Here is a 13,989-nt window from a genome sequence, read left to right on the forward strand (position 1 = left end):
TTCGGAGGTCAGGGATCAGAGACCTGTGGTCCGAGATCTGGGTTCGGAGATCGGGGTTCAGGGGTGGGGGGTCAGGCCGCGGGCGCGGTCACGTGCGGCTCGGCGGCGACGTTCTCGACGTCTCCGGTGGCGATGTCGTAGACCCAGCCGTGCAGCGTGAGGGTGCCGTCGGCCAGGCCGCCGGCGACCGACGGGTGGGTGACCAGGTTCGCCAGCTGGGCGAGCACGTTCTGGCGCACCAGGGCGGCGACGTCCCCGCGGGCGGCGGTACGGGCGCGGGAGGCGTCCGCGTGCCGCAGCCACTCGGCGACCGCCGGCACCCCGCGCAGGTCGTGGGCCTCGGCCAGGGCCGTCATGGCGCCGCACCCGGAGTGCCCGCACACCACGATGTCGGACACGCCGAGGACGGCCACGGCGTACTCGATGGCCGCCGCCACGGCGTCGGGGCCCGGCACGTGGGGCGGGACGAGATTGCCCGCGGTGCGCACGACGAACAGCTCACCCGGTTCACTGGCCGTGATCAGCTCCGGTACGACGCGGGCGTCGGAGCAGCCGATGAACAGCGTGTGCGGCGCGTGGTTCTCGGCGAGGTGGGCGAACAGGTCCGCCTTGGCGGGGTGGACGTCCCGCTGGAAACGCGTGACGCCCTGGGCGAGGTCGCGCATGAGTCACTCCCTTCGGTGGGTTCCGGCCTGCCGGACTCGGTGAATCCACCATGCATGACCTGGTCCTATAGAGTCCAAGACGCAGTACCCATGTCTCCCATTGCTCGTATCTATAATCGTTCTCATGGCTCTGGAACTGCGTCATCTGCGCTATCTGCTCGCCGTGGCCGAGCACGGCAGCTTCACCCGCGCCGCCGAAGACCTGCGCATCTCCCAGCCCACGCTCTCCCAGCAGGTCCGGCAACTGGAGCGGACCGTGGGCGTGCCGCTGCTGGACCGCACCGGCCGCAGCGTGCGGCTCACCGACGCGGGCGAGACGTACGCCCGCCATGCCCGCCGTGCCCTGCGGGACCTGGCGGCCGCCGAGCGTGCCGTCCAGGACGTCCAGGACCTGACCCGCGGCCATCTGCGGCTGGCCGCGACGCCGACGTTCACCGCCTATCTGGTGGGCCCGCTGGTCGCCGAACTGCACGCCCGGCATCCCGGCATCACCGTGGACGTCAAGGAGATGACCCAGGACCGCGTCGAGTCGGCCCTGCTCGCCGACGACCTCGACCTCGGCGTCGCCTTCGCCGGTACGCATCTGCCCGGCGTCGTGGCGACGACCCTGTTCACCGAGAGCCTGAGCCTCGTCACCGGCGCCCCCGGCCCCGACGCGGGCCCGTCCCGGCCGCTACCGGTGGACGAGTTGAGCAATCGCCGACTGGCGCTGCTGAACGGCGACTTCGCCACCCGCAGCCATATCGACGCCCACTTCGCGGCGCACCGGGTGCAGCCGCGCATCACGGTGGAGGCCAACTCCGTCCAGGCGCTCGTCGAGATCGTGCGGCGCACCCCGATCGCCACCGTGCTTCCCGACGCCATCACCCACGACCACCCGCACCTTCACCCCGTTCCGCTCGAACCGCCCCTGCCCGCGCGCACCGTCACCCTCCTGCGGCGCGGCGGCAGTTACCAGAGCGCCGCCGCCCGCGCCTTCACCCGTCTTACCCAGGACCTCGTCCGGGCCCGCGGCTACACCGAGGCCCCGCAGTGACGTCCGGGGCGGAAATTCCGGGGCACACGTCCCGCGCGTTGCGCTACAGTCGATCTCCCGCGCCAGAAGGGTGAGGGACGACAGCGAGAGGAGGGACGAGCCCATGATCCGCATGATCACCGCGCTTGAGTCCTCCCGGGGTACGGACGGTCTCTGACCGACCCGGAGCGGACGGGCGCCTTCACCGGAGTGTGCCTTGACCGTGCATCAGAACGACCTGACCGTGCGTCCGATCACCGGACGCGAAGAACTCGACCTCTTCTGCCGACTGCCCTACACGCTCAACGAGGAACTGGCGGACGACCTCGCCGCCGGCCGCCGACGGCCCGAATGGATGTGGGTCGCCGTGCGCGGTGACCGCCTGCTGGCCAGGGCCGCCTGGTGGAGCCGGCCGGGTGGCGACGCCCCGCTCATCCTGGACGTCCTCGACATCGACGACAGCACCTCGGGCCCCGAACGCGTGGACACCGGGGTACGACTCCTGCGCACCGCGACGGCGGCCACCCTCCCTGACGGTTCGCCTCTCCCCGAGTACAGCCGCTTCCTCCCGCCCGACTGGCGTGAGAACACGGCGACCAGGCGCGTCGTCGAGGAGCGCATGGCCGTGCTGGAACGGACCGGTGCCCGGCTCCTCGTCGAACGACTGCGTCTGGAATGGCGCCCCGGATCGCCCGTCCCGCAGCCCCGTGGGCGGCTCGCCTTCCGGCCCGTCCACGACGCCGGCGAACTCGTCTCCCTGATGACCTCGGTCATGGAGGGGACACTGGACGCACACGGTCGGGACGAGCTGACCCGGATGTCCGCCCACGAAGCGGCCGTCAAGCACTACGAGGAGGAACTGGCCCGCTACACCAGCCCGCGGGACTGGTGGCGCATCGCGACCCTGCCCGACGGAGAGCCCGTGGGATTCGTCGTCCCGGCTCACAACGGCTACAACCCCATCATCGCCTACATCGCGGTCCTGCCCGCCCATCGCGGCAACGGCTACATCGACGACATCCTCGCCGAGGGCACCCGAGTGCTGGCCGAACAGGACGTCCCCCGTATCCGGGCGTCCACGGACCTCGGCAACACCCCCATGGCGCAGGCCTTCCACCGCGCCGGCTACGTCAACTTCGAACGCGAGATCAACATGACCTGGGACTGAATCCGCCGGCCTCGGACGGAGATCGTACGGGCCTGCCTCCCCGTGGCGCACAGGGTCAGCAGCCGTAGCAGGGCTCGGTCGGCGTCGGCGGGGGGCAGGGCCGACAGCACCCGCACCGCGGTTTCCGCGGCGCGGCGTGCCGGGCCGTGCAGGCGCAGCCACGCCGGCACCCTCCCCTCCTCCCGGCCGGCCGCGAGCCGTTCGCGGGCCGTGTCGCGGCGGCGGCGCGCGCGTCGCTCGGCCCGGCTGCCGGGCGCCGCGGCGGCACCGACCGCGTCCCAGCAGTGGAGGACGACCCGGTCGCGCACTCCCGCCCCCGGCGCACCGTGCGCCAGCAGGGGTGCGAGGTGGATCAGGCGGCTGCGGCCGGCGTCGGTCACGGCATCGTTGACCATCCGGGCAAGGGCCGCCAGGAGGGCGTCGGTGCACGCCGGTCGGTCGGTGAAGCCGCCGCCGGTCAGAAGCGAGACGTACTCCATGAGGCACATCCCGTCGGCCGGAGTCAGGTGCGTGTACCGCTGGAGTGCGAGGGGGTGTGCGCCGAAGTCGTTCATCGCACGTGCCTCCTTACGATTCAGGTGCCCAGGGCCAGGTGGACGAGCGCGTAGGTGGCGGCCGCGGCCAGTCCGGCGCCGGGGATGGTCAGCAGCCAGGCGGTGGCGATGTTGCGGGCCATGGCCCAGCGCACCGCGGACAGCCGCCGAGTGGCGCCGGCGCCGAGGATCGCGGAGGTGATGGTGTGTGTGGTCGAGACCGGCGCCTGCCAGATGAACGCCGTCGCGTACAGCACGCTCGCGGCGGCCGACTCGGCGGCGAAACCGCGTGGCGGGTCGAGGTGCACGATCCGCCGTCCCAGCGTGCGGATGATGCGCCAGCCGCCCGTGTACGTTCCCGCGGCCATGGAGGCGGCGACCGCCCCGATGACCCACCAGGGCACGTCGAAGGTGGTCTGCTGCCCGGCGGTGACCAGTGCGAGCACGATCACGCCCATCGTCTTCTGCGCGTCCTGCAGGCCGTGTCCCAGGCCCATCCCGGCCGCCGAGACGGACTGCGCGATACGGAAACCGTGCATGGCCTTCGCCGGCCGGGCGCGGCGGAAGAGCCACAGGATCAACGTGTGCGCCAGGTAGCCGAGCACGGCCCCGAGCAGGGGCGAGAAGACCATCGGCAGGACGACCTTGTCCACCACTCCGCTCCAGTGGACGCCGCTGGCCGCGGCGAGCGCGGCGCCGACCAGGCCGCCGATCAGGGCGTGGGTGGAGGAGGTGGGCAGGCCCAGCCGCCAGGTGATCAGGTTCCAGCAGATGGCGCCGATCAGAGCGGCGAACACCACGCTCAGACCGTGGGAACTGGGCGGCGTGGCGATGATGCCCGAGCCGACCGTCTTCGCCACCCCCGTGCCCAGCGCCGCACCGGCGAAGTTCATGCACGCCGCGAGCGCCAGCGCGGCACTCGGGGTCAGCGCACGGGTGGAGATCGACGTCGCGATCGCGTTCGCGGCATCGTGGAAGCCGTTGGTGAAGTCGAACGCCAAGGCGATGACCACCACGGTCACCAGGGCAGCGAGATTCGCGTCCATCGAGCCTGACTCCGTCCGCTGAAAGCTGCGCTACCCCCACATAATGGACACCCGTTCGTGAGCAGGGGAAGCTGTTCCGCGGTCGTCGCGGACATTCGGCCGACCTGAAGCCCCGCGCTCGCATCGGCAAACGGTTGACATCCCGCCCGAGATGCGATCGCTCAAGGGGCGACTAGCGTGGGTGACCGGGTGCCGGAACCCGGTAGTACGCACCTTCCGGCGGATCCTTGAAGACCGTGGCCTCCGGGCGTTCGTGAGATCCCGCACCACGGGACTACGGAGCCGGGCAGGGAAGCTCTTCCCCCATGACACGTGGCGCACGACGCCGCGCGTCTTTCTGTTGCCGCGGCCAACCATTGCGCGCGTCCGACAACGCGCAAGTCGATCAAAGGGAAGTCATAGATCATGCAGGCACAGCGTCTGAAGCACCTCTTCGCGGTCACCGCAGCCGGCGTTCTCGTGGCCGGTGGTGCGGCGATCGGCGCGGCGGGAACCGCAGCGGCCGCTCCGGCTCACGCCCCGCAGACCTCCGTGAGCTCCTACGGTGACCACGGCGGAGGAGGCGGCGGCGGTCATGGCGGCGGCGGCCACGGTGGCGGCGGTCATGGCGGCGGCTACGGCGGCGGTCATGGTGGCGGCTATGGCGGCTATGGCGGCTACGGAGATTACGGCGACTACGGAGGTTACTGGTACTGAGCACGTTCGGAGCGCGGTGTGTGGCCGTTGGCCGGCTCTCCAGCCGGAGCACACGCACACACCGCGCCTCCGTCTGCTTCAGTCATGGTCGCCTTGGTGGGCGGCGAGCAGGAAGAGCCAGATCTCGCTGACGGTCGGGAAGCAACTGACCGCATGCCTCAGCCGTTTGAGCGGTACCTCGCCCGCGACCGCGACGGTCGCCGTGGGTCTGACCGGCGGCGGTCGCCTGCTCGGTGGTCAGACCCACGGCGGCCGCTTCGGGGTCGGTGAAGAAGACCTGGGGAACGGCGTGCTGGTCGGCGGTGGTGGCATGGTCGCCCCAGTCGGCGTCGTCCACCGGCCGGCCGGCGGCGCGGGCGCCGATGGCGTCACCTGCCGTGCGGGCCTGGTACTTGCCCTGATGGGTCAGGAGAGCACGGTGGTTGACGTCGCCGAGGGCGTACAGCCAGTCGCCGTCGACACCGCGGACCAGGCAGGTGGTGTCCACGTCGAGCCAGGAGCCGGGGGCGAGGCCGACGGTGTCCAGACCGATGTCGTCGGTGTGGGGGGGGGGTGCGACCGGTAGCGAACATGACCTCGTCCGCCTCCAGTTCGCCGCCGTCGTCGAGGATCAGGGTGACCGGCCCGCTCGGGTCGGGACGGCGCAGCGCGGTGACCTGGACGCCGGTCCTCACGTCCGCGCCCGCCTCGGTGAAGCTGCGCCCGAGGAGTTCACCCGCGAAGGGTTCCATGCGGGGGACGAGGCGGCGGCGGGCGAGCAGGGTGACCTGGGAGCCCAGTCCCTGCCAGAGGGTGGCCATTTCCACGCCGACTCCGCCGCCCCCGACGATGGCGAGCCGGGGCGGCACGGCGGCGGCGTCGGTGCCGTGCCGGTTCGTCCAGGGCCGGGCCTCGTCGATGCCGGGGATGTTGGGGAGTGCGGGCCCGCTGCCGGTGGCGATGGCGACCGCGCGCCGGGCGGTGAGTGTCTGACGTGCGCCGTCGTTGCGGGTGACGCTGACTCGGCGGACGCCGTCGAGGCGGCCGTGGCCGCGGAAGAGGTCCGCGCCGATGGACTTGACCCACTCGGCCTGCCCGCTGTCGTCCCAGTTCGAGACGTAGTGGTCGCGACGGGCGGCGAAGACCCGGTCGGCGTCGATCCGGCCGGTGACGGCCTGCCGGGCCCCCTCCACACGGCGGACGTCGGCGACGGCGATGACCGGACGCAGCAGCGCCTTGCTGGGCACGCACGCCCAGTAGGAGCATTCACCGCCGACGAGTTCCCGCTCCACGACGGCCACGGTCAGGCCCGCGGCGCGGACATGGTCGGCGACGTTCTGGCCGACTGGGCCGGCGCCCAGCACGACCTGCGGCACTAGAGGTCGAGGACGACTTCGGTGGTCGGTTCGCTGCAGCAGACCAGGACGGTGCCGGGTTCGGGGAGTTCGAGGGGCGGGGTGGTGTAGGCGACGTCGCCCGCCAAGAGGTGGGTGACGCAGGTGTGGCAGACGCCTGTGCGGCAGGACCAGCGGGTGGGGATGTCGCAGGCCTCGGCGAGGTCGAGCAGGGAGGCCTGGGCCGCCGACCAGGGGGTGCTGATGCCGCTGCGGGCGAAGGTGATGAGCGGGCCGGTGCCCGGGGGACCGGGCGGCTGGTGCGGCCGGACGGCGGCGGTGGGCGTGACGCCGGGGTTGATGGCGGGCAGTGCGCCGAACTGCTCCGTGTGGATCCGCTCCGCGCGCAGACCGTGGTCGCGCAGACAACCGCCGAGGTCGTCCATGAAGGCGGTCGGTCCGCAGAGGTAGGCGTCGGCGTCGGTGGGGATGCCCAGGGCCGTGAGCGCCGGGGCGGTCGGGCGGCCGCGAGTGATGTACCGCTCGCCCGGGGGCGGGGCTTCGGAGGTGTAGTAGATGTGCTCGTGGGCGTCGGGGAGCCGGGCCAGGAGGGCGTGCGCCTCGTCCGCGAACGCGTGGTGGGCGCGGTCGTGCGCGGTGTGGATCCACCAGACGGGCCGTGGGTCCCGTACGGCGGCGAGCCGGTGGAGCATCGCGAGCACGGGAGTGGCGCCGATCCCCGCGGAGACGAGGACGATCGGGCGGGTGCCTGCTTCGAGTACGAACGTTCCCCTAGGACTTGCGATGTCCACGAGGTCACCGGGGTGGAGCGTGGCATGGATGTAACCGCTGACCTTCCCGCATGATTCGTGCTTGACGCTGATGCGGTAGGTGCGGTCGGTGGGCGTGGAGGACAGGGAGTAGCTGCGCACCGTGGGGACGGTGTCGCCGACCGGGAGCCGGATGGAGAGGTACTGGCCGGGGCGGGCCTCGGGCAGCGGTGTGCCGTCGGCGCTGTCGAGGTAGACCGACGAGATGTCGGCGGTCTCCTGGACGATACGGGCCACGCGCATGCTCTTGAAGCCCGGCCACCCCGGCTCCTCCCTGGACTGCCGTGTGCTAGCGCGCTCGCCGGGCCATCCGGGTTCCTGCCGGGGCTGCTGCGCGGCGCCGAGTTCGCGGAAGGACTGCTGCCAACCGGGGCTCAGAGCGGGGATGTTGAGTGCTTTGCGCAGCTTGGCGGGGTCGCGGTCGGGGAGGTAGAGCAGTGCGTCGGCGTCCGCGACGCTGAGTTCCTCCGGGCCCTTGCGGACGAGGGTGATCCGGTCGCCGGCCCGGACGTGCCCCTCGGTGAGCACGCGCAGGTAGAAGCCGGGGCGGTGGTGGGTGACCAGCAGGGACGCCATGGCGGGTTCGCCGAGGCGCATGCCGACGCGGTAGCAGGTGACGCGGGGCTGGGTGACCTCGAACTCGGCCTCGCCGATGCGGTACCGGTCGCCGATGCACACTTCGTCGTCGGGCAGTCCGTCGACGGTGAAGTTCTCCCCGAACATCCCGAAGCTCAGGTCGTCGCGCCCGAGCTGCTTCTGCCAGTACTCGTAGGACTCCGACTGGTAGACGAGGACGGCACGGATCTCGCCGCCGTGCCCGGCCAGATCCCCTTGGCCGTCTCCGTCGACGTTGAGCCGCCGGACCATGCGGGGACCCACGACGGGAGTCTTCCAGGCTCCGGTGTGGACGGTCCTTCCCTGCCATGGGACGTCCGTGGGCATCCCCACGTTCACGGACAGCAGCGTCGCCATCGCGGACCTCCTGCGGGGTGGTCGGCCGGGGCGGCAGCCGGGGCAGCCCCGCATGGCGCTGTATCTGTGCGCTGGGATCGATCCTAGTTCGTGGACCGGCAGGGGGCGCGTTCGTCCGCGGGGAGCGCGAGAGGCGCGGACAAGGACAGCAGACAAAGACAAAGGCAAGGAGCACCCGCTCCTTGCCACTCTCAACTTATAGCGCACCGGGGGCCTTGCGGCAAGACCCCGGTCGTCCTGCAGAATCTCCGGCCGAAGCCAGAACCTGCGCAAACAAGTAATGCTTGGCCGGCCGACCCATCCTCCCTCCTCTCCTTGAACGGGCGTTTTGATGATTGACGTGATCGTGGTCGGCGGCGGACCGACCGGCTTGATGCTGGCCGGCGAGTTGCGGCTGCACGGCGTGCGTGTGGTCGTGCTGGAGAAGCTGACCGAGCCGACCGGGCAGTCCCGCGGACGCGGTCTGCACGCGCGCAGCGTGGAGATGATGGACCAGCGCGGCCTGCTGGACCGGTTCCTCGCGGTCAGTGAGAAGTTCCAGGCCGGCGGTCTCTTCGGCGGCATCGTCAAGCCGTGGCCGGACCGGCTGGACACGGCACACCCGTACGGCCTCGCCACCCCGCAGCCGGTGACCGAGCGGCTGCTCGAAGAGCGCGCCGTCGAACTCGGCGCCGAGATCAGGCGCGGTCGCGAGGTGGTCGGCCTGAGCCAGGACGAGGACGCGGTGGCCGTCGAACTGGCCGACGGCACGCGCCTGCGCTCGCGCTACCTCGTCGGCTGCGACGGCGGCCGCAGCACCGTGCGCAAGCTGCTCGGCGTCGGCTTCCCCGGCGAACCCGCCACGATCGAGACCCTGCTGGGCGACATGGAGACGACTGAGGATCCGGCGACGGTCGCCGCCGTCGTCGCCGACGTCCGCAGGACCCAACTGCGGTTCGGCGCCATCCCCGACGTGGACGGGCACAAGGGGGTGTACCGCATCATCGTGCCCGCCGACGGCGTGGCCGAGGACCGTACGACCCCGCCGACCCTGGAGGAGTTCAGGGAGCGGCTACGGGCCGTCGCGGGCACCGACTTCGGGGCGCACTCGCCGCGCTGGCTGTCCCGGTTCGGCGACGCCACCCGGCAGGCCGAGCGCTACCGGGTGGGCCGGGTCCTGCTGGCCGGCGACGCGGCGCACATCCACCCGCCGACCGGCGGTCAGGGCCTCAACCTCGGCGTGCAGGACGCGTTCAACCTCGGCTGGAAGCTGGCCGCCGAGGTCAACGGCTGGGCCCCGGAAGGCCTGTTGGACAGCTACCACGCCGAACGGCACCCGGTCGGCGCCCGGGTCCTCGACAACACCCGCGCGCAGATCACGCTGCTCGGCACCGACCCCGGCGCCACCGCGCTGCGGGAGTTGTTCTCGAAGCTGATGGACTTCGAGGAGGTGAACCGGTACGTGACCGGGATCATCACCGCGGTGGAGGTCCGCTACGACATGGGCGAGGGCCACGTACTGCTCGGCCGGCGGCTGCGGGACCTGCGGCTGAAGCGAGGGCGCCTCTACGAGCTGATGCACGGTGGGCGCGGGCTGCTGCTGGACCGGACCGGCAGGCTCTCGGTGGCGGGCTGGGCGGACCGGGTCGACCATGTCGTCGACGTCAGCGAGGAGTTGGACGCACCCGCGGTCCTGCTGCGGCCGGACGGGCATGTGGCATGGGTCGGTGAGGACCAGCGGGATCTGCTCGGCCGGCTCTCCGCGTGGTTCGGGGCGCCCGTCAGTTGAGCTTGGCGCACTCCGCTTGGAAGCGAGGTGAGTAGAGACGTCCGTGGGTCTGCGGGAAACAGCACGCCGGGCGGGCGTCTCGCACGGGGCGCCGCGCCGGTACTTCCCCACGCACCACGCGCTGCGGTCGGCGTTCTCGGTTTCGGGGCCGCCTCGGCCGGGATCGCGCTCGCGCCGGGCATCGGCTGGGTGACGGTCCTGCGTGTGACGCAGGGCGGGTTCGGCGCGCTGCTGCAACCCGCGACGCTCGCGCTGCTGCGGCAGGCGTACCCGTCGTAACGGCTCGGCGGAGCGATCGCCGTCCGCACCGGTGCGGACGCGGTCGCGGCGGGATCCGGTCCGATCCTCGGCGGCGTGCTCGTGGCGCACCTGGGCTGGCGTGCCGTGTTCTGGGTCAACGTGCCCGTCGCGTTCGTTATCGCGGCACTCGTCCTCGGCGTGCGTTCACCCGTACCCGAACGAGCCGACTCCTCACGCCTCAACCCCCCGGCGCGGGCTTGCTCGCACTCGCGCCGGCGGTCCTGGTGCACGCCCTGGCCGGCGTGCCCGCGCAGGGCTGGACGGCGGCGTGGACGCTGCTCGAACTCCTCGCCGCCGCAGGCGTGCTGGCGGTCCTCGTCCGGCACGAACGGCGCGCCACGCACCCGATCGTCCCGCCGGCCGTGGCTCGGTCGGCGCCCGTGACGGCCTCGATGGGTCTCCTGCTGGTCGCGTCCGCCGGCCTGTTCGGAGCGTTGTTCAGGGCGACGTTCTGTCTCCAGGTCACGCTCCGCCTCGACCCGCTCGCCTGCGGTCTGCGCGTCCTGCCGCTGACCGTGCTCATGGTCCTCGGCTCACCCGCAGCGGACGCCGCACTGCGCCGGTACGGAGCGCGCCGCACCGCGATCACGGGCACGGTCCTCGTCGTGGCCGGCATCGCCGCACTGTCCCTGCTCGACGCGGACAGCCCGTGGGTCGTCATGGGCGCCGCCTTCGCCGTGATCGGCGCCGGGTTCGCCGCGGTGATGGTCACCGCAACCGGGACCGTGGTGGGCGACGCGCCGCCGGGGTTCGCGGGAGTCGTCCGTGGGCTCAAGCAGACCGCCATGAACATCGGGCCGACCCTCGGCATCGCGGTCGCGGCCGGCACGGCCGGGTCCGCCGTCTCGACGATGGATCCGGTCCTGCTGGTCCTGGCCGCCCTCACCGCCCTCGGCCTGATCCCGGCGTCGCGACTGCCTCACCCGGGGGTCCCACGGCGTCGGCCGGCACCTGCCCGAGGCCGCGTTTCTTCTCCGGTTCTCCGGAATGAGACGGAGCCGACACCGTCCGCATTCCATCCGCCCGGCTCCACTCGATAGGGTGCCGTTAAGGATTGGTAAAGAAACCGCCAAGTAGGACGACAGGGAGAACAACCGTGGGCGCTGCGCGCATGAGTGGTACGCCGTTGCCGGGAATCGGGGTCCGCTACGACCTCACCACGCGAGAACAGCGCAGTCTGTCCGTGGTCGCGCACCGGGACGGAACACGGACCCTCAGCGCGTACCGCGAGGACGATCCCGACGCCTGCGCGCTGTCCGTGCGGCTGACCGCCGGTGAGGCGGCGGCCGTCATTGACGCGCTCATGCCCTCCCACCACAGCCCCAACCTGCTGTCCACGACCGAGTTGGGGCTGGTGGCGGAGCGCGTCGAGCTGTCGGCGACCTCCTACTGGAACGGGCGGCTGCTGGGGGAGACCCGGATGCGCACCGAGACCGGTGTGTCGATCGTGGCGGTCCTGCGGCGGGCCGAGGCGATCCCGTCGCCCGGGCCCGACCTCCGGCTGGCGGGCGGGGACACCCTGATCGTGATCGGCACGCGCGAAGGCGCCGACGCCGCCGCGGCGATTCTCGGACGGGAGTGATACGCGTGCATTCGTCCGCTGTCTTTCTGATCGAGTTCGGCGCGATCATTCTCGGCCTGGGTCTGCTGGGCCGTTTCGCCGGGCGCTTCCAGTTCTCGCCCATCCCCCTGTACCTGCTGGCCGGACTCGCCTTCGGCCAGGGCGGACTGCTCCCGCTGGACACCAGCGAGGAGTTCGTCGCGATCGGCGCCGAGATCGGCGTCATCCTGCTGCTGCTCATGCTGGGGCTGGAGTACACCGCCAGTGACCTGGTCTCCAACCTCAAGACCCAGTATCCGGCCGGGCTCGTCGACGCCACGCTCAACGCCCTGCCCGGCGCCGCCATGGCGCTGCTGCTGGGCTGGGGGCCGGTGGCGGCCGTCGTCCTGGCCGGGGTGACCTGGATCTCCTCGTCCGGTGTGATCGCCAAGGTCCTGGGCGATCTGGGCCGGCTGGGCAACCGGGAGACGCCGGTGATCCTCAGCATCCTGGTCCTCGAGGACCTGTCCATGGCCGTGTACCTGCCGATCATCACCGCCCTGCTGGCCGGCGCGGGGCTGGCGGCGGGCAGCGTCACGCTGGCCATCGCCCTCGGCGTCGCCGCGCTGGTGCTGCTGGTGGCGGTGCGCTACGGCCGGCACATCTCGCGCTTCGTCTCCAACGACGACCCCGAGAAGCTGCTGCTGGTCGTGCTGGGCCTGACCCTGCTGGTCGCGGGGCTCGCCCAGCAGTTGCAGGTCTCGGCCGCAGTGGGCGCGTTCCTGGTCGGCATCGCCCTGTCCGGCGAGGTGGCGGAGGGCGCGCACAACCTCCTGGCCCCGCTGCGCGATCTGTTCGCCGCGGTGTTCTTCGTGTTCTTCGGACTGCACACCGACCCGCAGTCCATTCCGCCGGTACTGCTGCCCGCGCTCGCCCTGGCCGTCGTCACCGCGCTGACCAAGATCGCCACCGGCTACTGGGCCGCCAAGCGGGCCGGTGTCTCCGTCAAGGGACGCTGGCGCGCGGGCGGCACGCTGGTCGCCCGGGGCGAGTTCTCCATCGTCATCGCCGGGCTCGCGGTCACGGCCGGGATCGAACCCGACCTGGGACCGCTGGCCACGGCGTACGTGCTGATCCTCGTCATCATCGGCCCGCTCTCGGCCCGCTACACCGAACCGGTGGCCCGACGCCTGACGGCCCTGCTCGGCAAGCCCGTCCCGGCCGGCGGCGCACCGGCCGAGGGCTGGACAGCGGGTGCCGGGACGCAGGAGACGGCGGAGACGGCGGCTGACCAGGACACGGTCGGCCGGCCATGAGGTGAGGACGGCCGAGTGGCACCGGCGGAGCACCCCCACGAACCCGCACCCGTCACCTGCCACCCCGGCCGTTCCCTCGCCGTGCGGCCGTTCCATCGTCGTGCGGCCGGCCGCCGCCGTGCGGCCGCGGCCGGCCCGTCGCAGTCAGGAGCGGGGTGGGGGGACCCGCTGCCTGCGCGGGCCGCGCCGGGGGTCGCACAGTTCGCCTGCCATACCGGCCAGGACCATGCCGGTGACGATGAGCAGTCCGTGGGCCAGCGTGATGCCGGTGCCCAGCACCAGCAGGGCGAATCCGAGCAACACCCAGGCCCCGGTGCGCCGGTATTCGCGTGGCCGGCAGGGGCGGCCGGCCCGGAGAGCACGGGCGAACCGGGGATCGTCCCGGTACACGCGAGCCGCGATCTCGCCGAGCAGCTTGTCATCGGTTCCGGGCATGACGCGCTCCTCCCGGCACGCGGCGGCGGACAGGGGCCACGGCACGGCGGAGCGGGCCGCCGTGCGGCCGGAAGCCCGCACCCCGCGACCGGGCAGGCCGCCGTGGCACTGCCGCCATCGGTGCCGGGCTCCTCTCGTGACTCGACTGACTCGACTGACTCGGGCTTCCCCCGGTCGGGGCACCGCGGACCCGTAGCCGGGCCCGAGCGCGCGGCAACGGCAGCCACACGCCGGTACGACCGTCGAAAGGGGGTTTGCCTCCACCCTCACCCGTGGCCAGGGAGTGCCGCCATCGGGTCCGACACCCATTTACGGGTGGACCCGATGCCCAGAGACGACGCGGAAGGGGTGCCGGAGACGACGGACCCGGCCGGACAGCAGGCCGTCGCGGC

The 13,989-nt window shown here is 72.0% G+C and carries 11 protein-coding genes and 3 pseudogenes; 8 read left to right on the top strand and 6 right to left on the bottom strand.

What is annotated here, in order from left to right; translation table 11 throughout:
- Positions 1 to 71 precede the first annotated feature (71 nt).
- Complete coding sequence (locus ACF09J_RS24140; RefSeq protein WP_392307507.1) at positions 72 to 665, bottom strand: carbonic anhydrase; 594 nt, start codon at positions 663 to 665, stop codon at positions 72 to 74.
- A 124-nt stretch (positions 666 to 789) separates the two neighbouring features.
- On the opposite strand from ACF09J_RS24140, the gene cynR reads away from it, so the two are divergent.
- Positions 790 to 1,701, top strand: a complete 912-nt coding sequence (gene cynR / locus ACF09J_RS24145; protein ID WP_392307508.1) for a transcriptional regulator CynR — start codon at positions 790 to 792, stop codon at positions 1,699 to 1,701.
- Between the two features lie 202 nt (positions 1,702 to 1,903).
- Positions 1,904 to 2,848, top strand: a complete 945-nt coding sequence (locus tag ACF09J_RS24150; RefSeq protein WP_392307698.1) for a GNAT family N-acetyltransferase — start codon at positions 1,904 to 1,906, stop codon at positions 2,846 to 2,848.
- Here the strand turns inward: ACF09J_RS24150 and ACF09J_RS24155 are convergent.
- Both ACF09J_RS24155 and ACF09J_RS24160 read right to left on the bottom strand, forming a co-directional pair.
- The gene (locus ACF09J_RS24155; RefSeq protein ID WP_392307509.1) at positions 2,806 to 3,402 is read right to left on the bottom strand and encodes a hypothetical protein; all 597 of its coding nucleotides are present in this window, start codon (positions 3,400 to 3,402) and stop codon (positions 2,806 to 2,808) included. The genes ACF09J_RS24150 and ACF09J_RS24155 overlap by 43 nt on opposite strands.
- Positions 3,403 to 3,422: 20 nt before the next feature.
- Positions 3,423 to 4,427, bottom strand: a complete 1,005-nt coding sequence (locus ACF09J_RS24160; RefSeq protein ID WP_392307510.1) for an anion permease — start codon at positions 4,425 to 4,427, stop codon at positions 3,423 to 3,425.
- Between the two features lie 405 nt (positions 4,428 to 4,832).
- On the opposite strand from ACF09J_RS24160, the gene ACF09J_RS24165 reads away from it, so the two are divergent.
- Positions 4,833 to 5,123: a hypothetical protein gene (locus tag ACF09J_RS24165; RefSeq protein WP_392307511.1), complete on the top strand. Its 291-nt coding sequence runs from the start codon at positions 4,833 to 4,835 to the stop codon at positions 5,121 to 5,123.
- 78 nt (positions 5,124 to 5,201) lie between these two features.
- On the opposite strand, the pseudogene ACF09J_RS24170 reads toward ACF09J_RS24165, so the two are convergent.
- Together ACF09J_RS24170 and ACF09J_RS24175 are read right to left on the bottom strand one after the other, a co-directional pair.
- A pseudogene (locus ACF09J_RS24170) lies at positions 5,202 to 6,517 on the bottom strand (FAD-dependent oxidoreductase).
- Positions 6,478 to 8,238 (bottom strand): MOSC domain-containing protein, encoded by a 1,761-nt coding sequence (locus tag ACF09J_RS24175; protein ID WP_392307512.1) that lies wholly within the window; start codon positions 8,236 to 8,238, stop codon positions 6,478 to 6,480. Before ACF09J_RS24175 ends, ACF09J_RS24170 begins: the two are co-directional and overlap by 40 nt.
- 331 nt (positions 8,239 to 8,569) lie before the next feature.
- Here ACF09J_RS24175 and rox point away from each other — a divergent pair, with 331 nt between their 5' ends.
- From rox to ACF09J_RS24200, 5 genes and pseudogenes are all read left to right on the top strand, one after another.
- Positions 8,570 to 10,006, top strand: coding sequence for a rifampin monooxygenase (gene rox, locus ACF09J_RS24180; RefSeq protein WP_392307513.1), 1,437 nt, complete (start codon positions 8,570 to 8,572; stop codon positions 10,004 to 10,006).
- Between the two features lie 43 nt (positions 10,007 to 10,049).
- Positions 10,050 to 10,140 (top strand): annotated as a pseudogene (locus ACF09J_RS24185) (TetR/AcrR family transcriptional regulator); the annotation flags it as partial.
- A pseudogene (locus ACF09J_RS24190) lies at positions 10,115 to 11,346 on the top strand (MFS transporter); the annotation flags it as partial. The pseudogenes ACF09J_RS24185 and ACF09J_RS24190, both read left to right, overlap by 26 nt.
- Before the next feature lie 71 nt (positions 11,347 to 11,417).
- Positions 11,418 to 11,888 carry a cation:proton antiporter regulatory subunit gene (locus ACF09J_RS24195; protein WP_392307699.1) on the top strand — a complete coding sequence of 157 codons (471 nt, stop codon included), beginning with the start codon at positions 11,418 to 11,420 and terminating at the stop codon, positions 11,886 to 11,888.
- Between the two features lie 5 nt (positions 11,889 to 11,893).
- Positions 11,894 to 13,162 carry a cation:proton antiporter gene (locus tag ACF09J_RS24200; RefSeq protein WP_392307514.1) on the top strand — a complete coding sequence of 423 codons (1,269 nt, stop codon included), beginning with the start codon at positions 11,894 to 11,896 and terminating at the stop codon, positions 13,160 to 13,162.
- 144 nt (positions 13,163 to 13,306) lie between these two features.
- Here the strand turns inward: ACF09J_RS24200 and ACF09J_RS24205 are convergent, their stop codons facing one another.
- Positions 13,307 to 13,597 carry a DUF3040 domain-containing protein gene (locus tag ACF09J_RS24205; RefSeq protein WP_392307515.1) on the bottom strand — a complete coding sequence of 97 codons (291 nt, stop codon included), beginning with the start codon at positions 13,595 to 13,597 and terminating at the stop codon, positions 13,307 to 13,309.
- Positions 13,598 to 13,989: the final 392 nt, after the last annotated feature.

The organism is Streptomyces sp. NPDC014889, assembly GCF_043081205.1.
Taxonomy (GTDB): Bacteria; Actinomycetota; Actinomycetes; order Streptomycetales; family Streptomycetaceae; genus Streptomyces.

Bases quoted from the DNA above. Each gene is read 5' to 3' on its own strand.
- ACF09J_RS24140 (WP_392307507.1), bottom strand. From the start codon at position 665: ATGCGCGACCTCGCCCAGGGCGTCACGCGTTTCCAGCGGGACGTCCAC.
- cynR (WP_392307508.1), top strand. From the start codon at position 790: ATGGCTCTGGAACTGCGTCATCTGCGCTATCTGCTCGCCGTGGCCGAG.
- ACF09J_RS24155 (WP_392307509.1), bottom strand. From the start codon at position 3,402: ATGAACGACTTCGGCGCACACCCCCTCGCACTCCAGCGGTACACGCAC.
- ACF09J_RS24160 (WP_392307510.1), bottom strand. From the start codon at position 4,427: ATGGACGCGAATCTCGCTGCCCTGGTGACCGTGGTGGTCATCGCCTTG.
- ACF09J_RS24165 (WP_392307511.1), top strand. From the start codon at position 4,833: ATGCAGGCACAGCGTCTGAAGCACCTCTTCGCGGTCACCGCAGCCGGC.
- ACF09J_RS24175 (WP_392307512.1), bottom strand. From the start codon at position 8,238: ATGGCGACGCTGCTGTCCGTGAACGTGGGGATGCCCACGGACGTCCCA.
- rox (WP_392307513.1), top strand. From the start codon at position 8,570: ATGATTGACGTGATCGTGGTCGGCGGCGGACCGACCGGCTTGATGCTG.
- ACF09J_RS24195 (WP_392307699.1), top strand. From the start codon at position 11,418: ATGAGTGGTACGCCGTTGCCGGGAATCGGGGTCCGCTACGACCTCACC.
- ACF09J_RS24205 (WP_392307515.1), bottom strand. From the start codon at position 13,597: ATGCCCGGAACCGATGACAAGCTGCTCGGCGAGATCGCGGCTCGCGTG.